Consider the following 19,138-nt stretch of genomic DNA (forward strand, 5'->3'; position numbering starts at 1 on the left):
CCGCCTGGAAAGTAGTGCAATATGACCCAAATCGCCCTAACCGGCCTTGTCACCCCTCCGCGCCTGCCCCAGGGCACGCTGCGGATCGTTCCGCTCGGCGGACTGGGGGAAATCGGCCGGAACATGGCTGTGTTCGAAATCGACGGCAAACTGCTGATCGTGGACTGCGGCGTCCTCTTCCCGGAGGAAACCCAGCCCGGCGTCGACCTGATCCTGCCTGATTTCTCCTACATCGAAGACCGGCTGGACGACATCGTCGCCGTCGTCCTCACGCACGGCCACGAGGACCACATCGGCGCTGTCCCGTACCTGCTGCGGCTCCGCAACGACATCCCACTGGTGGGCTCGCAGCTGACCCTCGCCCTGATCGAGGCGAAACTGCAGGAACACCGCATCCGGCCTTACACCCTCACGGTGGAGGAAGGCCAGGTTGAGAAGTTCGGGCCGTTCGAGTGCGAGTTCGTGGCTGTCAACCACTCCATCCCCGACGCGCTGGCCGTGTTCATCCGCACCGCAGGCGGCACCGTCCTGCACACGGGCGACTTCAAGATGGACCAGTTGCCCCTTGACGGCCGCATCACCGACCTGCGGCACTTCGCCAAGCTCGGCGAAGAGGGCGTGGACCTTTTTATGTCCGACTCCACCAACGCAGACGTTCCCGGCTTCACCACCGCGGAGAAGGAAATCGGGCCCACGCTGGAACGGCTCTTCGGCCAGGCCACCAAGCGCATCATCGTGGCGTCCTTCTCCTCGCACGTCCACCGGGTCCAGCAGGTCCTTGACGCGGCGGCGAAGCACAACCGCAAGGTGGCGTTCGTGGGGCGGTCGATGGTCCGCAACATGGCCATCGCCGAGAAGCTCGGCTACCTGGACGTGCCGCCGGGGCTGATCGTGGACATCAAAAACATCGATAACCTGCCGGACAACCGCGTGGTGCTGATGTCCACCGGTTCCCAGGGCGAGCCGATGGCCGCGCTGTCCAGGATGGCCAATGGGGACCACCGGGTGGTGGTGGGGGACGGTGACACCGTCATCCTGGCCTCCAGCCTGATCCCCGGTAACGAAAACGCCGTGTTCCGGATCATCAACGGGCTCCTGAAGCTCGGCGCCGACGTGATCCACAAGGGCAACGCCAAGGTCCACGTCTCCGGCCACGCCGCGGCCGGGGAACTCCTCTACTGCTACAACATCCTCGAGCCGCTCAACGCCATGCCCGTGCACGGCGAAACCCGGCACCTGATCGCCAACGGCAAGATCGCCATCGAGTCCGGCGTTCCGGAGGCAAGCGTCATCCTTGCGGACAACGGCACGGTCATCGACCTCAAGGACCACCGCGCAGACGTGGTGGGCCAGGTTGAGGTGGGCTTCGTCTACGTGGACGGCTCCAGTGTGGGCGAAATCACCGACGCCGACCTCAAGGACCGCCGGATCCTCGGCGACGAGGGCTTCATCTCCATCATCACCGTCATCAACCGGACCACCGGCAAGGTGGTGTCCGGACCTGAAATCCACGCACGCGGCGTGGCAGAGGATGACTCGGTGTTCGACGACATCATCCCGAAGATCAACGCAGCCCTTGAGGAAGCCGTCCTCAACCACGCGGACCACACCAGCCACCAGCTCCAGCAGGTAGTCCGCCGGGTAGTTGGCACGTGGGTCAACCGGAAACTGCGCCGCCGCCCCATGATCATCCCCGTGGTGCTCGAGGCCTGACAAAAAGCGCTGCCCCCACGGCAGCGCCCTGGTGACGTACCCGAAAGGGCCCGGTTCCTGCGGAACTGGGCCCTTCGCGTCCAAAAGGTCCACGGCGTAGCGGCCAGGCAGGACCAGCCGCCCGGAAATCCGCGGAATTCCGGCCCGGTTCCGGTAGCGTGGCTATCATGGCCACACGTACTACTTCCGCGCGCAGTGGAACAGCCAGGGGCAGCTCCGGCACTAAATCCGCCGGGTCCACAGGCCGCGGTTCCGGGTCGGCAGCATCCAAATCCAGCAGGTCCGGGGGCTCCTCCACTACGGCCCGCACCCGCCAGCTTCCCGCCGTCGAACACCACCAGCCGTGGCTGCTGCGGGTGGTGGGCGGCGCCTGGCTGGCCATCGGACACCTGGTGGGCGGGGGAATCCGCCGCATCGGCCATGACGTCAGCGACCTTCCCGCCGAGGAACGGCGCGACGGTGCCGCACTGTTCAACCTTGTCCTCGGCGTCTTCATCGCCACCTTCGCCTGGTGGGGCCTGACAGGCTGGTTCCCGGATGCTGTCTACGCCGTGGTCAACGGCACCTTCGGCTGGATGTCCCTGCTGCTCCCGCTGATGCTGTTCGTCTGCGCCTTCAGGCTGTTCCGGCAGCCCTCCGACGGGCGCGGCAACAACAGGGTGGGGATCGGCTTCCTTGTCATGACATTCGCCGGCTGCGGCCTTGCCCACGTCCTGGGCGGCCAGCCCACCGTGGCCCAAGGCTTTGACGGCCTGCGCCAGGCCGGCGGAATGCTGGGCTTCCTGGCAGCCACCCCGCTCGCGGCCATCCACGCCGCCGTCCCACTGGTTCTCTACGGACTCCTTGCCTTCGTGTCCCTGCTGATCATCACCGCCACGCCGTTCACGGCCATCCCGCGGCGGCTGCGCGGAGCCTACGAGCACCTGATGGGCATCGACCTGATGGACCACGAGCAGTCCAAGGACACACACGACCGCAGCTACCTGGAGCGCACACCTCCCGCCGCACCCAAAAAGAAGAAGCGCCGCCTGTTCGGCAAGGACGAAGAGCCCGACGCCGGCCTGGAAGGCTACGTGGGCGACGAAGCCTTCGAGCACGCCGTCATCGATGACGACGACGACGACGATCCGCAGCCGCCGCGTCCCGCGCCCGGCGTCCGCCGGCCCACCCAGGCGGAGATCGCCGTCGAAAAGATCAAGGCGGCCCAGGGCCTCGGCGCCTCCGCGGCCGCAGCGGAGAACGCCACCGAAGCGATTCCGCTGATCACGCCCGGCATGCCCGCTCCCGGTACTCCTGCTCCCGGTCGCCCGCCGGCTTCGGCCGTACCGTCCGTGCCCTCGACGCCGGTGGCTCCCGCGCCGCCGCCCGTTCCCATCCCGCAGCGCACCGAGCAGCTGTCCCTTGCCGGCGACGTCACCTACACCCTGCCTGCTTCGGACTACCTGACGCCGGGATCCATCCCGAAGGAACGCACCGAAGCCAATGACGCCGTCGTCGCTGCCCTGACCGACACCCTCCAGCAGTTCAACGTCGAGGCCCAGGTGACCGGCTTCAGCCGCGGCCCCACCGTCACCCGGTACGAAATCGAACTGTCGCCCGGCACCAAGGTGGAGCGGGTCACGGCGCTGTCCAAGAACATCTCCTATGCCGTGGCTTCCAGCGACGTCCGGATCCTGAGCCCCATCCCGGGCAAGTCCGCCATCGGCATCGAAATCCCCAACACTGACCGCGAAACCGTCTCCCTCGGCGACGTCCTCCGGAGCCAGAACGCCCGCCGGACCGACCACCCCATGGTCATGGGCGTGGGCAAGGACGTGGAAGGCGGCTACGTCGTGGCCAACCTGGCCAAGATGCCCCACCTCCTGGTGGCCGGCGCCACCGGCGCGGGTAAGTCATCCTTCGTGAACTCCATGATCACCTCCATCCTCATGCGCGCCACCCCGGACGAGGTGCGCATGGTCATGGTGGACCCCAAGCGCGTGGAACTGACCGCCTACGAAGGCGTCCCGCACCTCATCACACCCATCATCACCAACCCCAAGAAAGCGGCAGAGGCCCTGCAGTGGGTGGTCCGTGAGATGGATGCCCGCTACGACGACCTCGCCAACTACGGGTTCAAGCACATCGACGACTTCAACAAAGCGGTGCGCGCCGGCAAGGTCCAGCCGCCCGTGGACTCCAAGCGGGTCATCCGTCCCTACCCATACCTGCTGGTGATCGTGGACGAACTCGCCGACCTCATGATGGTGGCGCCGCGCGACGTTGAAGACTCGATCGTCCGCATCACCCAGCTGGCCCGCGCCGCCGGCATCCACCTGGTCCTGGCCACCCAGCGGCCCTCAGTAGACGTGGTGACCGGCCTGATCAAGGCCAACGTACCCTCCCGCATGGCGTTTGCGACGTCCTCCGTGACCGACTCCCGCGTGGTTCTCGACCAGCCCGGTGCCGAAAAGCTGATTGGCCAGGGCGACGCCCTCTTCCTGCCCATGGGTGCTTCCAAGGCGATGCGCGTCCAGGGCGCCTGGGTGACGGAATCCGAAATCCACAAGGTGGTGGAGCACGTCAAGGGACAGCTGCAGGCCGTCTACCGTGACGACGTCGCCCCCGAGGCGGAAAAGAAGCAGATCGACGACGACATCGGGGACGACCTCGAGGTGCTGCTGCAGGCCACCGAACTCGTGGTCACCACCCAGTTCGGGTCCACGTCCATGCTTCAGCGCAAGCTGCGCGTCGGGTTCGCGAAGGCCGGCCGGCTCATGGACCTGCTGGAGTCCAGGGGAGTGGTGGGACCCTCGGAAGGATCGAAGGCCCGCGACGTGCTGGTGAAGCCGGATGACCTCGCTGCCGTCCTCGCAGCCATGAAGGGCCAGGAGGCTCCGGCATCGGCGGACGCACAGACCGCCGCCCTGAGTGACAACGCCAATGCGAACATCGCGCAGGGCGGCTATGCCGCGGACCTGGTGGCGGCGGACCTGGACCAGCGGAAGCAGAACGTCGAATATTACGACGGGTCGGATACGGCACCCGGGGGCTACGGCGACGACGACGACGGGTCCGAAGACGCCTGGTCCCTCACCGGACGCTAGCCCCAAAGACGGTAGCCTAAGAACGTGACTAGCACCGATGCAACCGCCGCCGGCCCAGGCCGTGCCGGGGTCTGGAACCTCCCCAACGTCCTGACCATGCTCCGCATCGCGCTGGTGCCGTTTTTCGTCTGGTTCCTCCTGGCCGATGCGCCCGGCCTGCGCAGCGAGTCCGGGCTGTGGCGCTGGGCGGCGGTGCTGGCGTTCGCCGTCGCAATCTACACAGACAAGCTCGACGGCGACATCGCCAGGAGCCGGAACCTCGTCACGGACTTTGGCAAGGTTGCCGATCCCATCGCGGACAAGCTCCTTACCGGGTCTGCCCTGGTCATGCTGTCGGTTCTGGGCGAACTGCCGTGGTGGATCACCCTGGTGATCCTGGTCCGTGAATGGGGCATCACCGGCCTGCGCTTCTTCGTCATCCGCTACGGCGTCATCCCCGCGTCCCGCGGCGGCAAGCTCAAGACCGTGGTGCAGACCGCGGCGATCTTCCTCTACCTCCTGCCGCTGGGTGCCTTCGCCCCCTGGCTGGCCTGGGTTGCGTTCGCCGTCATGATGGCTGCTGTCATCATCACCGTCTGGACCGGCGTCGAATATGTTGTTGAAGCGCTGCGCCTCCGGGCCAAGGGGAAGCTGCAGGCAAGGCCCGACCAGGGACAGGAACAGCCATGACGAACCTTCACCACCTCGCCCAACAGGCAGTGCGGCAGGCCCTTGAATCCGGGCGTACCGTAGGCACTGCCGAGTCGCTGACCGCGGGCATGGTGTCGGCCGTCCTGGCCGATACCCCCGGGGCTTCCGGCATGCTCCAGGGCGGTGTCGTCGCCTACCAGAATTCCGTCAAGCAATCAGTCCTGAACGTCCCGTCGGCGCTGCTGGCCAGTGTTGGGTCCGTGGACGGGGACGTTGCAGGCGCCATGGCGGCCGGAGCCCGCACGGTGCTGGGCGCCGATGTTGGTCTTTCCACAACCGGGGTAGCCGGTCCGGAAGGTCACGATGGGAAGCCGGTGGGCACTGTGTACATCGGCATCGCCACGGCCGCCGGCACGTCAGCCTTCGAGTATGTTTTTGACGGCAACCGGGCTGAGATCCGTGGACAGGCATGCGGCGCTGCCCTTGAACGGCTGCTCGAAGCGCTGTCGTCCTGACCCGGGTTCCGGCTGCCCTTGTCCCGGCGAAGTTACCGGGCGTAAAGTTACCGGGAACAAAAGCCGGTACCGATTAGTTATTACATTGTGTCGCTTCCGAAGAGCGGAGGCGCCTAGGATGAAAACACCACGACGGTTCGCCCCACGGCGGACCTGACCAATGAGGGAGCAAGGCGATACAGATGGTAAAGCAGCCCGTATCCGTAAACGGCGTTGTCCGCTGGAAGGATGTGGGCCTCGCCGATCAGGCCAAGAGCGAACAGAAGGAGCGCAAGATGGTTGTACTTCGTCACGAAATTGGTGATGTCCTGCGCGATGTCCGCCAGCGTCAGGGGCGCACGCTCCGTGAAGTTTCGCACAGCGCCCGTGTCTCCCTGGGATACCTCAGTGAAGTGGAGCGCGGCCAGAAGGAAGCGTCATCCGAGCTTTTGTCCTCGATCTGCTCGGCCCTGGATGTTCCGTTGTCCAGCATGCTCCGCGAGGTCAGCGACCGTGTGGCAGTAGCCGAAGGCGTTGCCGTTCCGGACACCGTTCCCCAGGAATTCTCCCAGCGTTACGGCCGTGACCTTGAAAGCGACCTTAACAACGAACTCAACGACGAACTTTCCACCGGTCTTCTCTCCGGCGCCCGCTAAGGGCAGCCCCCACCCGAAGTGGGCCTTGGAATACATGAAGCCCCTGGCCGCTGGCCAGGGGCTTCATCGTTGCTGTCCGGCATAGGGCCGGTTCGTCAGTCCCGCCCTGCGGCTGATGCGGGCGCGTCCTTGGGGAACCCGTCCCGCTCGTAGGTGGAGTTCAGCATCGCCATGTAGCGCGCCAGTTCTTCCAGGTCCTGCACCGGCCATTCGCCCAGGCGCTCACGGAAAACCTGCCGCCGGGCATCCTGAACCTGGTGCATCTTCTCCTCGCCCTTGGGCGTGAGCCGGATCGACTGCGCCCGGCCGTCCAGCGGATCTGCCTCCTTGGACACCAGCCCGATGCTTTCGAGGAACGCGATCTGGCGGCTGATGGACGGCTTGCCCACGCCGATGTTCATGGCAAGGTCGGTGAGGCGGATGGGGCCCTCGCGCCGGATGACGGTCAGCAGGCCGTAGGCTGCCGGCTCCATGTCCGGGTGGACCTGGCGGGACAGCTGGTTGGAGATGGCACGCGTCCGGCGCCAGAACAGGCTGATCTGGTGTTCGACGTTCTGCAGCGCAGCATCGACTGTCGCTTCGTCCGGGCGGCTGTCCGGCAGTGCATCGGGGGAGTTGCTCATGGCAACAATTCTAGGGTCCCGGAGCGTGAGAGAATTTTCGGATGCGAATCAGCGACTACTGGCGGCTCATGGATGACGAATTCGGTGCAGGCTACTCCCGCGTACTGAGCAGCACCCTGGTCCTCGCCGGCGTAGGCAGCCGGACTGCAGACCAGGCACTGGCCGCCGGTGTGGAGCCGCGCAAGGTGTGGCTCGCCGTCTGCGATGTCCAGGATGTTCCTGCGGAACGGCGGCTGGGACGCGACATCAAACCCCTTCGGGACTAGCAGTCCCTGCCGGTTGTCCGCCACCGGTATTTCCCTGACACGCCGCGCCGCTGTTCGAATACCTGTTCGGATAAAGCTATGCTTTCCATAACGGGTTATCCACATAGCCGTCGTCATCCGGCAGGAATGTCAGTGGGTCCCCTTAGCGTCAGAGATGACCAATAAACGGCCGCTGAGGCCACCATCGAGAAAGCATTAGAGGTGTCAACCATGGCGGCAGCCCCGGATCGTGCAAAAGCGCTGGAAGCAGCACTTGCCCAGATTGACAAGCAGTTCGGCAAGGGCTCGGTCATGCGCCTGGGCGATGAAGTCCGTGCCCCGATCGAAGTCATCCCCACCGGTTCCATCGCATTGGATGTCGCCCTGGGAATTGGCGGCCTGCCCCGCGGCCGCGTCGTGGAGATCTACGGACCGGAATCCTCCGGTAAGACCACCGTTGCCCTGCACGCGGTGGCAAACGCCCAGCGCCAGGGCGGTATCGCGGCGTTCATCGATGCCGAGCACGCCCTGGACCCGGAGTACGCCGCCAAGCTGGGCGTGGACACGGATGCCCTCCTCGTCTCACAGCCGGATACCGGTGAACAGGCCCTGGAGATCATGGACATGCTGGTCGGCTCCGGCTCCCTGGACGTCATCGTCATTGACTCCGTCGCAGCCCTGGTGCCCCGCGCCGAAATCGAAGGCGACATGGGCGACAGCCACGTGGGCCTCCAGGCACGCCTCATGAGCCAGGCCCTGCGTAAGATCACCGGCCGCCTGAGCCAGACCAAGACCACCGCCATCTTCATCAACCAGCTCCGCGAGAAGATCGGTGTTTTCTTCGGCTCCCCTGAAACCACCACCGGTGGTAAGGCCCTGAAGTTCTACGCTTCAATCCGCATCGACGTACGCCGTATCCAAACCCTTAAGGAAGGCGCCGATTCCGTCGGCAACCGGACCAAGGCGAAGATCGTCAAGAACAAGATGGCCCCGCCCTTCAAGGTGGCCGAGTTCGACATCATCTATGGCCAGGGCATTTCCCGTGAGGGCGGCATCATCGACATGGGTGTTGAGCACGGCATCATCAAGAAGTCCGGCTCGTGGTTCACCTACGATGGCGACCAGCTCGGCCAGGGCATGGAGAACTCGCGGCGGTTCCTCCGCGACAACCCGGAGCTGGCGGCTGAACTCGAGCGCCTGATCAAGGAAAAGCTTGGTGTCGGCGTGAAGCCGGCGGAGCCCGAATCCAAGGACTCGCCCAAGCTGAAGGCCGTCGACGGGTTCTAGCAGTTGACGGGAAGTGAACGGGAGCGGCGGCCCCGGAGTGCAGGAGGCCGCCCACGCGGCGCCCGCCGGGCCGCCCCTGATGAAGGGGTGGCGGGCGGGTTCGAGGATCCTGAGGCTCCGGGGTTTGGCGATGCGGAGCCCGATCCGGTGTCGGTTGCGCAGGCCATCGTCTACCGCCAGCTGACTGCTTCTGCCAAGAGCCGGCTGCAGCTGGCACGCAAACTCGCCGAACGGAACATCCCGGAAGACGTCGCCGAGGCGGTGCTGGACAAGTTCGAGGAAGTCCGGCTGGTTGATGACGCCGAATTCGCCGACATGTGGGTTCGCAGTCGCTCCCAGTCCCGGAAGCTGGCAAAGGGCGCGCTCCGGCGTGAACTCGCTGAGAAGGGCATCGACCAGGAGACTGCCAGCGCAGCGCTGGAGCAGCTCTCTGACGCCGACGAGGAAGCTGCGGCGCGGACCCTGGTGGAACGGAAGATCCGTCCGGGAACGGACCTCGGCGACCGGGCTGAGCGGGACAAGGCAACCCGGCGCCTGGCGTCCATGCTTGCGCGCAAGGGCTACCAGCCATCCCAGGCATTCCGGATCGTCGGCGAGGTCCTCGATTCGCACGCCGCTCCCGACAATGACCAGCCGGGAAGCCGGTACCCTTAACAGGTGAGTTTGACCATTCCTTCCCCCCTTTCCGGCGCCAACTCCTCCGAAGAGAGCGCACCCGCTGTGCTGTCCGGCGGACATAAGCCGCGCACGTACCAGGTGCGGACGTTCGGCTGCCAGATGAACGTGCACGACTCAGAGCGCATGGCCGGAATGCTCGAGGACGCCGGCTACATTCCCGCCGACGGCGAGCAGGCGGATGTTGTGGTGTTCAACACCTGTGCAGTGCGTGAAAACGCCGACAACAAGCTCTACGGCAACCTGGGCATCCTGGCACCCGTGAAGGCGGCCAACCCCGGAATGCAAATCGCGGTGGGCGGATGCCTTGCCCAGAAGGACCGCGAAACCATCCTCAAAAAGGCGCCCTGGGTGGACGCCGTCTTCGGCACCCACAACGTGGGCGCCTTGCCTGCCTTGCTGGACCGTGCCCGGCACAACAACGAGGCCCAGCTGGAAATCCTGGAATCCTTGGACGTCTTCCCGTCCACGCTTCCCACCAAGCGGGACTCCGTCTACTCGGGCTGGGTGTCCATTTCGGTGGGCTGCAACAACACCTGCACGTTCTGCATCGTTCCCGCTCTCCGGGGCAAGGAGAAGGACCGGCGCCCCGGCGACATCCTTGCCGAAATCCAGGCTCTCGTGGACGACGGCGCTATCGAGGTCACCCTCCTGGGCCAGAACGTCAACTCCTACGGCGTGGAGTTCGGTGACCGGCAGGCCTTTTCCAAGCTCCTGCGGGCCTGCGGCGACATCGAAGGCCTGGAACGCGTGCGGTTCACCAGCCCGCACCCCGCAGCTTTCACTGACGACGTCATCGACGCCATGGCAGAAACCCCAAATGTCATGCCGCAGCTGCACATGCCGCTGCAGTCCGGCTCTGACGGCATCCTGCGCGCCATGAAGCGCTCCTACCGGTCAACGAAATTCCTGGGCATCCTGGACAAGGTCCGCGAAAAAATCCCGCACGCCGCCATCTCAACGGACATCATTGTGGGCTTCCCCGGGGAAACCGAGGAAGACTTTCAAGCCACCCTGGACGTGGTGGAGAAGTCCCGTTTCGCCACGGCATTCACGTTCCAGTACTCCAAGCGTCCGGGTACGCCCGCCGCAGACCTGCCGGACCAGCTGCCCAAGGCAGTAGTCCAGGAACGCTTCGAACGGCTCACCGCCCTGCAGGACCGGATCGCCGCGGAAGAAAACCGGAAGCAGCTGGGCCGCCGCGTGGAAGTCATGGTCACCGCCCAGTCCGGGCGGAAGGCCGGGGAAACCCACCGGTTGTCCGGCCGGTCCCAGGACCAGCGGCTGGTGCACTTTTCCGTCCCTGACGGCGCGCCGGCCCCGCGCCCCGGTGACCTCGTGACAGTCACCATTACCGAGGCTGCCGCCTTCCACCTCGTGGCCGACCCCACCATCGGCGACTACAGCCTCCGCCGGTCACGAGCCGGCGACGCCTGGGACAGGTCCCAGGCGGATTCCTGCGGCGCGCCTGCACCCGGCTCCGGTGCCGGCCGCACGGGAGTCTCCCTCGGCATGCCGTCTTTGCCGCTGCGCACGCGCTGACCGGTGGGCACCCCGCCAGTCATCGCCGTCGTTGGCCCCACCGGTTCCGGCAAGTCTGACCTGGCCGTCAGCCTTGCCCTTGAGCTGGACGGCGAAGTGGTCAATGCCGACGCCATGCAGTTCTACCGCGGCATGGACATCGGCACCGCGAAGATCACCCAGGCCGAACGCAGGGGAGTACCGCACCATCTCCTGGACATCCTGGACGTCACGCAGGAAGCGAGCGTCTCCGATTTCCAACAACAGGCGCGGCAGCTCATCGGCGAAATCCACGCCCGGGGAAAGCGGGCCATCCTGGTGGGCGGGTCGGGTCTCTACGTGCGGGCCGCACTTGATGTCCTGGAATTCCCGGGAACCGACCCGCAGCTGCGCCAGCGGCTGGAGGCAGAGCTCGTTGCCCAGGGTACGTCAGCTCTCCTCGCCCGGCTCCATGCAGTGGACCCGGTCTCGGCCGGCCGGCTGTCCGATGACAGGCGGATCATCCGGGCCCTGGAGGTTTATGAACTGACCGGCCGTCCCTTCAGCTCCTTCATGCCGCAGCGGGAGTACGTCCAGCCTGCCGTGCAAATCGGCCTCGCTGTGGACCGCGAGGCACTCCGGGAGCGTCTGGCGCTGCGGGTCCATGCGATGGTGGACAACGGTTTGCTGGCCGAGGTGCGGCGGCTCGACGCGCAGGGGCTGCGCGAAGGAAAAACAGCACCCCGGGCGCTCGGCTACTCCCAGTTCCTGCAGGTGATCGACGGTACAGCGACCCAAGCGGAGGCGGCCGAAGACACCATCGTTGCCACCCGCCAGTTCGCACGCCGCCAGCTCACCTGGTTCCGTGCAGACCCCCGGATCAGTTGGCTGGACTGGCAGGACCCGCAGCTGCTTGACCGGGCCGCGGCGCTCTGCCGGTAGCCGGTTTTCAGCCCGCCGGGCACGGCCGGTACCCTTGGATCCATGGATGCAACCCTGGCAGAGACCACCGCGCCCGCTTTCCGCACGCTGGGCGGACTCCGCTTCTCGAAGGGGCACGGCACGGGCAACGATTTTGTCCTGGTAGCAGATCCCGAGGGTGCCCACACCATCACGGCCGATCAGGTTGCGGCGCTGTGCGACCGGCACCGCGGCATAGGCGGCGACGGCCTCATCCGGGCCGTGCCCTCGCGGTTCCTCCCCGAGGGGCGTGAACTGCTGGCCGGCACCCCCGAGGCAGAGTGGTTCATGGACTACCGGAACGGCGATGGCTCACTCTCGGAGATGTGCGGCAACGGCGTCCGCGTTTTCGTCCACTTCCTCCGCTCGGAGGGCCTCATCGACCTTCCCGACGGCGGTGCCCTCACCATCGGCACCCGGGGCGGGGCCAAGACCGTGGTCCGTACCGGCGATGACTACGCAGTGGACATGGGTCCCTGGGAGTTCATCTTTCCCGGCGAGGCCACGGCCAAAGCCATGGACTCCCTGGTGACCGCCGACGGCCTGGAAGTTCCGCGCCCGGCACTGTCTGTCAGCATGGGCAATCCGCACACGGTGGTTGCCCTTGCCGAGTTGTCGGAACTGGCGGGAACCCGGCTGTTCACTCCGCCGGGCGTCGAGCCCGTTCCTGCCAACGGGACCAACGTGGAGTTCGTTGTTCCGTCCGAACCACTGGTCCACGACGGCGTCGGGTCCGTCACCATGAGGGTCCACGAACGCGGTGTGGGGGAGACCCAGTCCTGCGGTACCGGAGCCTGCGCAGCCGCCGTCGCGATCCGGCACTGGGCCGGCGCCGAAGCACCTGACACCTGGCGGGTCCACGTCCCCGGAGGAGTGGTGGGCGTCAAGTTCTTCGCCGGCCCCGGAGGGCACGAGCATGTCGAGCTCAGCGGCCCGGCCGTTATTGTGGCAACCGGGACGCTTTCCTGACCTTCAGGATCCGGAAGGACTTTGACGTTGATTCCCTGGTCACGGTGAAGGCGCTGCCGAGTTCGGCCGTAAGCCAGCGCTGAAGGGAATCCGATCCCAGGTTCTTCTGCACCACCAGCCAGGCGGTACCGCCCGGCGCCAGCCGTGGCAGCCACAGGGTCAGCAGGCTGTGCAGCTCATCCTTGCCGATCCTGATGGGGGGATTCGACCAGATGGTGTCGAAGCCTACGTCCGGGTCCACTGCCTCCGGCGTGCTGGCAACGACGTTGGACAGGCCCAGCGCGGCGGCGTTTTCGTTGGTGAGCGCGATGCACCGCTCATTGACGTCCACGGCATAGACCCGGGCGTGCGGTGCCCGCAGGGCCATGGTGAGGGCGATCGGGCCCCAGCCGCAGCCAATGTCCAGCAGGTTGCCCGTGGGGGCTGGCGCCGGAACTTCGGCCAGGAGGATGGCCGTTCCCTTGTCGATCCCGTCCGGGCTGAAGATGCCGCTGGAAGTCCGCAGCCTCCGCGTTTCACCGGCCAGTTCAACAGTGAGGGGCTTGCGGGTAAAGGGGCCGGCGGGCGATGCGCTGAAATAGTGTGCGGACTCCATAACTGGCCAGAGTAGTTCCCCTTGCAGCGTAATGGGAAACTGCCCCCAATCACGCTCTGCTAATCTGGGAGGCATGTTCCTGATCTTCGAGTAGCCGGCACGGGCAAAGCCCGTCCCGAAGCCTGTCCTTCCGCGACAGCCTGTCCCGCAGCGATGCAGGTTATTCCTTCCGCTTGTGCACCGGACCAGACGCATCCCCGTTTGCTCCGGCAGCCGGACAACACTCGAAAGTCAGCTTTCCGCTGGTCCTCTCGCCGTTTTTCCGGCCCGTTCCGTTCCGCCGCCCGTACTTGGTGCGGCACGTCCGCCGCCGCCCCTTCCCGGCCCCCGGCGCAAAACCTCCCAGGAGAACCGCATGACCGCAGGCCGTCAGCCCAGCGCGAATACTTCCCCACAGACCAGCAATCGGCACTATTCTGGAAATGCCGAACCTTCAAAGGAGACCATGACCAGCCAGCCCAACACCGGATCCGATTCAGCCGCCCAGGACATGAGTCCTGAGGAAATCCAGGCTGTTATCGACCGGATTCTCTCCAAGGACGTACCGGCCAAAAACCTCAGCACGCCCCCCACCGACGAACGCGGAGACGGGAAGGTGCTGGGCAAGGCCCAGGCCATTTCCCGCCTGGATGAAGAACACACCACGTTCGACGGCGACCAGCAGGACCTCGAGGAACGCCGCGCACTGCGCCGCACGGCAGGTCTTTCCACCGAACTCGAAGACGTCACCGAGGTCGAGTACCGCCAGCTCCGCCTTGAGCGCGTCGTCCTAGCCGGGCTCTGGTCCGACGGAACCCTCGCCGACGCCGAGAACTCCCTGCGGGAGCTTGCAGCCCTCGCGGAAACGGCGGGCTCCGAGGTCCTGGACGGCCTGGTGCAGCGCCGGGCCAAGCCGGACCCCGGAACGTTCCTGGGCTCCGGAAAAGCCCTGGAACTTAAGGACATCGTGATGTCCACCGGTGCGGACACCGTGGTGGTGGACGCCGAGCTTGCCCCGTCCCAGCGGCGCGGCCTTGAAGACATCGTCAAGGTCAAGGTCATCGACCGCACGGCACTGATCCTGGACATCTTCGCCCAGCACGCCAAGAGCCGCGAAGGCAAGGCGCAGGTTGAGCTTGCCCAGCTCGAATACCTGCTTCCCCGCCTCCGCGGCTGGGGCGAGTCCATGTCCCGCCAGGCAGGTGGCCAGGTGGGCGGCGCAGCGGCAGGTATGGGTTCCCGCGGTCCCGGTGAAACGAAGATCGAACTGGACCGCCGGCGGATCCGCACGCGCATGGCCAAGCTGCGGCGCGAGATCGCCGCGATGAAGCCTGCCCGCGAAACCAAACGCGCCAACCGCCGTCGTAATGCCGTCCCGTCCGTGGCCATCGCCGGGTACACAAACGCCGGAAAGTCCTCGCTGCTCAACAGGCTGACGGACGCCGGCGTCCTGGTGGAGAACGCCCTGTTCGCCACGCTGGACCCCACAGTCCGCAAGGCGGAGACGGCGGACGGCCTGGGGTACACCCTGGCCGACACCGTGGGTTTTGTCCGGTCGCTGCCCACCCAGCTCGTGGAGGCATTCCGCTCCACCCTGGAGGAGGTCGCCGACGCCGACCTGATCCTGCACGTGGTGGATGTGTCGCACCCGGACCCGGAAGGGCAGATCGCCGCAGTCCGCAAGGTCTTCAGCGAAGTGGATGCCCGGAAGGTTCCCGAAATCATCGTCCTGAACAAGGCCGATGCCGCGGACCCCTTCGTGGTGGAACGGCTGAAGCAGCGCGAACCGCGCCACGTAGTGGTATCGGCACGCACCGGTGAAGGAATCGCAGAGCTGCTGAAAGCGATCAGCGACGCCATTCCACGGCCCAGCGTCAAGCTGGAGCTGCTCATTCCGTACAACCGCGGTGACCTGATCAGCAAGCTCCACGAGTCGGACGCCGAGATCATCAGCGTGGACCACGTTGAGGCTGGTACCCGTGCCGTGGTGATGGTGCGGGAAGGCCTCGCGGCCGAACTGGAATCATTCATCAGCAATGACTGACGCCGTGGCCGGCGAAGCCACGGACACGGCCGGCGGGCAGTTCGTTATCGAACTGCTCGACCGGGCCGTGGCCGCCATGGGCGGCCAGAGCCGCGCGGGGCAGCACGAGATGGCCAAACAGGTTGCCCAGGCCATCGAAACAGGGAATCACCTGCTCGTCCAGGCAGGAACGGGTACCGGTAAGTCGCTGGCCTACCTGATACCCCTGATCGCGCACGCCCTGGAGAGCAACAAACCCGCCCTGGTCTCCACGGCAACGCTGGCACTGCAGACGCAGATCGTGGGCAGGGACCTGCCCCGGCTCCTCAAAGCCATCACGCCTGCCCTTGACCGGCCCGTCAAAGTGGCCCTGGTGAAGGGCCGGTCCAATTACGTCTGCCGGCACAAGCTGGAGGGCGGGTTTCCGTCCGAGGAACCTTCCGAGGGCCAGCTCTTTTCGCTGGGGGAGGACACCAGCGTTCCCCACTTCGCAGCTACGGTGGGTGGACCCGCGTCCCAGCTCGGAAAAGAAGTGGTGCGCCTTCGTGAATGGGCAGAGAAGACCACAACCGGCGACCGTGACGAACTCCTGCCCGGCGTAACGGACCGGGCATGGCGACAGGTGTCAGTGACGTCGATGGAATGCCTGGGCGCCCAGAAGTGCCCGATGGCTGCGGAATGCTTCAGCGAGCTTGCCCGGCAGGACGCCGCGGAAGCCGACGTTGTGGTCACCAACCACGCGATGCTGGCTGTCAGCGCTTTCGAGGGCCTGGCGGTCCTTCCGGAATACGACGTCGTGGTGGTGGATGAAGCCCATGAACTCCAGGACAGGGTCACGGGTGCGGTGTCGGGCCAGCTTTCGGTGGCCATGATCCACGCGGCAGCTTCCGGGGCGCGGAAGCATACGGCCATCACGGTGGATGCGCTCAACGCCGCAGCCGCGAACCTCGAGCTCGCCCTCGCGGGCGTGCCCAACGGGCTGCTTCCAAACGGGCTGAATGACGAACAGCTGGACTGCATCGACCAGCTGCGTGAGGCCTGCCGCGCGGCGCTGTCCGACTCCAAGGGGGACAGCAGCACCACGGCCGACGGCGGCAGGCAGCTTGCGCGGTCCCGTCTGATGCTCATCCTGGAACTTTGCGAACGGCTCCTCGCTGCCCGCGAGAACCGCGAGGTGGTGTGGATTTCCCGCGCCAGCTCCTTTGATCCCGCCCAGGGCTATTCACAGGCGGACGAAACAGCGCCGGCCCTGATCAACATCGCACCGCTGTCCGTCGCCGGACGGTTGCGGGAGGGGCTTTTCGCCGGCCACACCGTGGTCCTGACGTCTGCCACGCTTGCCATCGGTTCCGCATTTGAACCGGCCGCAGGCGGGCTGGGCCTGGTGGGCGAGGGCGCTCCCAGCTGGACCGGCGTGGACGTGGGATCGCCCTTCGACTACCCGAAACAGGGCATCCTCTACGTGGCCGGGCACCTGCCCAAGCCTGGCCGGGGTGCGTCCCCTGAATCCCTGGCTGAGCTGGAGGCGCTCATCCGCGCGTCGGGCGGCGGAGCGCTCTGCCTCTTCTCCTCCAGACGCGCCGCTGAAGAAGCGGCCGAGGCCCTCCGGCCCAAGCTGGGCGTGACCGTCCTCTGCCAGGGCGACTCCACCATGACGGCACTGGTCAAACAGTTCGCCGACGAGCCCGACACCTGCCTGTTCGGCACCATGTCCCTCTGGCAGGGAGTGGATGTGCCGGGCGGGTCCTGCCGGCTGGTGGTCATCGACCGGATTCCGTTCCCGCGGCCGGATGATCCCCTGATGACAGCGCGTTCCCGGGCGGTGGCCCAGGCCGGCGGAAACGGCTTTATGTCGGTCTCGGCAACTCACGCCGCCATTCGGCTGGCGCAGGGTGCCGGCCGGCTGATCCGGTCCACCGGCGACAAGGGAGTGGTGGCAGTGCTGGATTCCCGGCTGGCCACGGAACGGTATGCAGGTTTCCTGCGGGCTGCCCTGCCGCCGTTCTGGGCCACCACGGACCGGAAGACCGCGGTGGCGGCCCTTGAGCGGCTGGCCGGGGAGTCCAACTGAAAAGACGGCACCATGCCCGGGATCCGGGAATGGTGCCGTCTTTTTACAGAGTGTGGCTGTAACAGGCCCTGTTATTCCTAGAGTGAGCGCAGGACCGAGACCACTTTCCCCATGATGGTGGCGTGGTCGCCAAGAATGGGTTCGTACTGCGTGTTCTGCGGGAGCAGCCATGTGTGGCCGTCACGCTGGCGGAAGGTCTTGACGGTGGCTTCATCGTCCAGGAGCGCGGCCACGATGTCGCCGTTGGCGGCGTCCGCCTGGCGGCGGACCACCACCCAGTCGCCGTCGCAGATGGCTGCGTCCACCATGGAGTCACCAGCCACCTTGAGCATAAAGAGCTCGCCCTGGCCCACCAGTTGGCGGGGCAGCGGCATGACATCCTCCACCAGCTGGTCCGCCAGGATGGGGCCGCCGGCAGCAATGCGGCCAACCAAGGGAACCATTGCCGTGTCCAGTGCCGTGGGCAGTGCGGTGACTGTTGCGCCGGCGCCAGGCGCCGAAGCGTCCGCAGGCTGGTGTGCCGTCTTGGCCGCCCCGCCGTCCAGCGTGAGGGGCATCAGCACCTCCATGGCGCGCGGCCGCTTCGGATCCCGGCGGAGATATCCCAGCTTCTCCAGCTGCGAGAGCTGGTGCGTCACGCTTGAGAGGCTTGCGAGCCCTACGGTATCGCCGATCTCGCGCATGGACGGCGGATAGCCGTTGTCATTGACGGAGCGCTGGATGGTTTCGAGGATTTTTTTCTGCCGGGGCGTCAACCCTTTGGCGGTCTTCTTCGGCTGCGGGGCTGCCCTGCCCCCGGTGGCTGCTGCTGCCATATTCGCCAATGCCTTTCGGTTGCCACCGGGCTTGTCGCTGCGCCGGACTGGGTGAGCTTCCCTCAATGTCAGACCCTGCTGATCAAGTTCAAGGGTGGTTGTTCTTTCCTTCAAAACTAGGCCAGCCACATTGCTTTTTCAAACATTTGTTCTAGCGAGTCTCGACATTGTTCGTTGATAGGTGCTAAAACTGAAGAAGCAAAGTTCGAACATGTGTTCTACTCGAGGCTTGCATCATTCGAATACAGCGTGCGTTTTTCGAAGAACCAGCCGGAGTGCCGGCGGTGCAGCAGCGGAGCGGGACATAGAAGCAGCAAGGTCGGGCAGCACAGTACGGTCCAGGAGGGCTCAGTTCATGTCAGCTATATCCGCTTCGCAGGCCAAGGGTCCGCGCGTTCATTCCCATCAGTCCGCACACCAGCTTCTGTCGCAACGGAACAGGTCCCGGTCCTCGCAGGGGCCGGCGGGTATGCCGGAGTTCCCGGGCAAGCCGGCACCCCTGCCGCCGTTGCGACTGACGCGCCGGGGCAAGGTTGTCCTGATCGGGATTCCGCTGGTGCTGCTGGCTGCCCTGCTGCTTTCCCTGGCGGGGTTCTTCAACTCGCCGGCCAAGGCGTCCGATGCGCCGGAGGACCTGTCGGTGACACCCACCGTCACGGTGACCGTCCAGCCCGGCGAATCGCTGTGGGCCATCGCGGGCACCGTTGCCCCTGACCGGGACGCCCGCGATGTGATTGCGGACATCGTCCAGCTCAACAACCTGCCGGCCGGAGCAGTTCTCCCCGGGCAGCAGCTCTACGTCCCCACCCGCTGAAGC

The 19,138-nt window shown here is 65.9% G+C and carries 17 protein-coding genes; 14 read left to right on the forward strand and 3 right to left on the reverse strand.

Annotation, left to right across the window (positions count from 1 at the left end):
- Positions 1 to 21: 21 nt before the first annotated feature.
- The 5 genes from AC5RWA_RS13590 to AC5RWA_RS13610 all read left to right on the forward strand — a co-directional run bounded on the left by AC5RWA_RS13590 (position 22) and on the right by AC5RWA_RS13610 (position 6,579).
- Complete coding sequence (locus tag AC5RWA_RS13590) at positions 22 to 1,713, forward strand: ribonuclease J (protein WP_476246861.1); 1,692 nt, start codon at positions 22 to 24, stop codon at positions 1,711 to 1,713.
- A gap of 167 nt (positions 1,714 to 1,880) precedes the next feature.
- The gene (locus AC5RWA_RS13595) at positions 1,881 to 4,799 is read left to right on the forward strand and encodes an FtsK/SpoIIIE family DNA translocase (RefSeq protein WP_494058001.1); all 2,919 of its coding nucleotides are present in this window, start codon (positions 1,881 to 1,883) and stop codon (positions 4,797 to 4,799) included.
- A 24-nt stretch (positions 4,800 to 4,823) separates the two neighbouring features.
- The gene (gene pgsA, locus AC5RWA_RS13600; RefSeq protein ID WP_494058002.1) at positions 4,824 to 5,468 is read left to right on the forward strand and encodes a CDP-diacylglycerol--glycerol-3-phosphate 3-phosphatidyltransferase; all 645 of its coding nucleotides are present in this window, start codon (positions 4,824 to 4,826) and stop codon (positions 5,466 to 5,468) included.
- Positions 5,465 to 5,944 (forward strand): CinA family protein, encoded by a 480-nt coding sequence (locus tag AC5RWA_RS13605; protein WP_115525026.1) that lies wholly within the window; start codon positions 5,465 to 5,467, stop codon positions 5,942 to 5,944. The genes pgsA and AC5RWA_RS13605 overlap by 4 nt, the downstream gene beginning before the upstream one ends.
- 182 nt (positions 5,945 to 6,126) lie before the next feature.
- Entirely contained in the window at positions 6,127 to 6,579 is a 453-nt protein-coding gene (locus AC5RWA_RS13610; RefSeq protein ID WP_079595481.1) for a helix-turn-helix domain-containing protein, read from the forward strand.
- Positions 6,580 to 6,674: 95 nt separating this feature from the next.
- Here the strand turns inward: AC5RWA_RS13610 and AC5RWA_RS13615 are convergent, their stop codons facing one another.
- Positions 6,675 to 7,202 (reverse strand): MarR family winged helix-turn-helix transcriptional regulator, encoded by a 528-nt coding sequence (locus tag AC5RWA_RS13615; RefSeq protein WP_079595480.1) that lies wholly within the window; start codon positions 7,200 to 7,202, stop codon positions 6,675 to 6,677.
- Positions 7,203 to 7,243: 41 nt separating this feature from the next.
- On the opposite strand from AC5RWA_RS13615, the gene AC5RWA_RS13620 reads away from it, so the two are divergent.
- The 6 genes from AC5RWA_RS13620 to dapF all read left to right on the forward strand — a co-directional run bounded on the left by AC5RWA_RS13620 (position 7,244) and on the right by dapF (position 12,838).
- A complete protein-coding gene (locus AC5RWA_RS13620) occupies positions 7,244 to 7,468 on the forward strand; it encodes a DUF3046 domain-containing protein (protein WP_115525025.1) in 225 nt (74 codons plus the stop codon).
- A gap of 210 nt (positions 7,469 to 7,678) precedes the next feature.
- The gene (gene recA, locus AC5RWA_RS13625; protein WP_079595873.1) at positions 7,679 to 8,734 is read left to right on the forward strand and encodes a recombinase RecA; all 1,056 of its coding nucleotides are present in this window, start codon (positions 7,679 to 7,681) and stop codon (positions 8,732 to 8,734) included.
- A gap of 147 nt (positions 8,735 to 8,881) precedes the next feature.
- A complete protein-coding gene (locus AC5RWA_RS13630; protein WP_115525043.1) occupies positions 8,882 to 9,388 on the forward strand; it encodes a regulatory protein RecX in 507 nt (168 codons plus the stop codon).
- Between the two features lie 3 nt (positions 9,389 to 9,391).
- A complete protein-coding gene (gene miaB, locus AC5RWA_RS13635) occupies positions 9,392 to 10,951 on the forward strand; it encodes a tRNA (N6-isopentenyl adenosine(37)-C2)-methylthiotransferase MiaB (protein WP_275729000.1) in 1,560 nt (519 codons plus the stop codon).
- A gap of 3 nt (positions 10,952 to 10,954) precedes the next feature.
- Complete coding sequence (gene miaA / locus AC5RWA_RS13640; protein ID WP_494058003.1) at positions 10,955 to 11,851, forward strand: tRNA (adenosine(37)-N6)-dimethylallyltransferase MiaA; 897 nt, start codon at positions 10,955 to 10,957, stop codon at positions 11,849 to 11,851.
- Between the two features lie 42 nt (positions 11,852 to 11,893).
- The gene (gene dapF / locus AC5RWA_RS13645) at positions 11,894 to 12,838 is read left to right on the forward strand and encodes a diaminopimelate epimerase (RefSeq protein ID WP_494058004.1); all 945 of its coding nucleotides are present in this window, start codon (positions 11,894 to 11,896) and stop codon (positions 12,836 to 12,838) included.
- Here dapF and AC5RWA_RS13650 read toward each other — a convergent pair.
- The gene (locus tag AC5RWA_RS13650; RefSeq protein ID WP_494058005.1) at positions 12,810 to 13,433 is read right to left on the reverse strand and encodes a class I SAM-dependent methyltransferase; all 624 of its coding nucleotides are present in this window, start codon (positions 13,431 to 13,433) and stop codon (positions 12,810 to 12,812) included. The genes dapF and AC5RWA_RS13650 overlap by 29 nt on opposite strands.
- A 445-nt stretch (positions 13,434 to 13,878) precedes the next feature.
- On the opposite strand from AC5RWA_RS13650, the gene hflX reads away from it, so the two are divergent.
- A complete protein-coding gene (gene hflX / locus AC5RWA_RS13655) occupies positions 13,879 to 15,456 on the forward strand; it encodes a GTPase HflX (protein ID WP_476246854.1) in 1,578 nt (525 codons plus the stop codon).
- Positions 15,449 to 17,506, forward strand: coding sequence for an ATP-dependent DNA helicase (locus AC5RWA_RS13660; protein WP_494058006.1), 2,058 nt, complete (start codon positions 15,449 to 15,451; stop codon positions 17,504 to 17,506). Before hflX ends, AC5RWA_RS13660 begins: the two co-directional genes overlap by 8 nt.
- 77 nt (positions 17,507 to 17,583) lie before the next feature.
- Here the strand turns inward: AC5RWA_RS13660 and lexA are convergent, their stop codons facing one another.
- Positions 17,584 to 18,321: a transcriptional repressor LexA gene (lexA, locus tag AC5RWA_RS13665; protein ID WP_494058007.1), complete on the reverse strand. Its 738-nt coding sequence runs from the start codon at positions 18,319 to 18,321 to the stop codon at positions 17,584 to 17,586.
- Between the two features lie 469 nt (positions 18,322 to 18,790).
- On the opposite strand from lexA, the gene AC5RWA_RS13670 reads away from it, so the two are divergent.
- Positions 18,791 to 19,135 carry a LysM peptidoglycan-binding domain-containing protein gene (locus AC5RWA_RS13670; protein ID WP_494058008.1) on the forward strand — a complete coding sequence of 115 codons (345 nt, stop codon included), beginning with the start codon at positions 18,791 to 18,793 and terminating at the stop codon, positions 19,133 to 19,135.
- Positions 19,136 to 19,138: the final 3 nt, after the last annotated feature.

The organism is Arthrobacter sp. 210 2 (genome assembly GCF_059093025.1).

What these genes read in the sequence shown, in the direction of transcription:
- AC5RWA_RS13590 (WP_476246861.1), top strand. Translation starts at nt 22, where the DNA reads ATGACCCAAATCGCCCTAACCGGCCTTGTCACCCCTCCGCGCCTGCCC.
- AC5RWA_RS13595 (WP_494058001.1), top strand. Translation starts at nt 1,881, where the DNA reads ATGGCCACACGTACTACTTCCGCGCGCAGTGGAACAGCCAGGGGCAGC.
- AC5RWA_RS13605 (WP_115525026.1), top strand. Translation starts at nt 5,465, where the DNA reads ATGACGAACCTTCACCACCTCGCCCAACAGGCAGTGCGGCAGGCCCTT.
- AC5RWA_RS13610 (WP_079595481.1), top strand. Translation starts at nt 6,127, where the DNA reads ATGGTAAAGCAGCCCGTATCCGTAAACGGCGTTGTCCGCTGGAAGGAT.
- AC5RWA_RS13615 (WP_079595480.1), bottom strand. Translation starts at nt 7,202, where the DNA reads ATGAGCAACTCCCCCGATGCACTGCCGGACAGCCGCCCGGACGAAGCG.
- AC5RWA_RS13620 (WP_115525025.1), top strand. Translation starts at nt 7,244, where the DNA reads ATGCGAATCAGCGACTACTGGCGGCTCATGGATGACGAATTCGGTGCA.
- recA (WP_079595873.1), top strand. Translation starts at nt 7,679, where the DNA reads ATGGCGGCAGCCCCGGATCGTGCAAAAGCGCTGGAAGCAGCACTTGCC.
- dapF (WP_494058004.1), top strand. Translation starts at nt 11,894, where the DNA reads ATGGATGCAACCCTGGCAGAGACCACCGCGCCCGCTTTCCGCACGCTG.
- AC5RWA_RS13650 (WP_494058005.1), bottom strand. Translation starts at nt 13,433, where the DNA reads ATGGAGTCCGCACACTATTTCAGCGCATCGCCCGCCGGCCCCTTTACC.
- hflX (WP_476246854.1), top strand. Translation starts at nt 13,879, where the DNA reads ATGACCAGCCAGCCCAACACCGGATCCGATTCAGCCGCCCAGGACATG.
- AC5RWA_RS13660 (WP_494058006.1), top strand. Translation starts at nt 15,449, where the DNA reads ATGACTGACGCCGTGGCCGGCGAAGCCACGGACACGGCCGGCGGGCAG.
- lexA (WP_494058007.1), bottom strand. Translation starts at nt 18,321, where the DNA reads ATGGCAGCAGCAGCCACCGGGGGCAGGGCAGCCCCGCAGCCGAAGAAG.
- AC5RWA_RS13670 (WP_494058008.1), top strand. Translation starts at nt 18,791, where the DNA reads ATGCCGGAGTTCCCGGGCAAGCCGGCACCCCTGCCGCCGTTGCGACTG.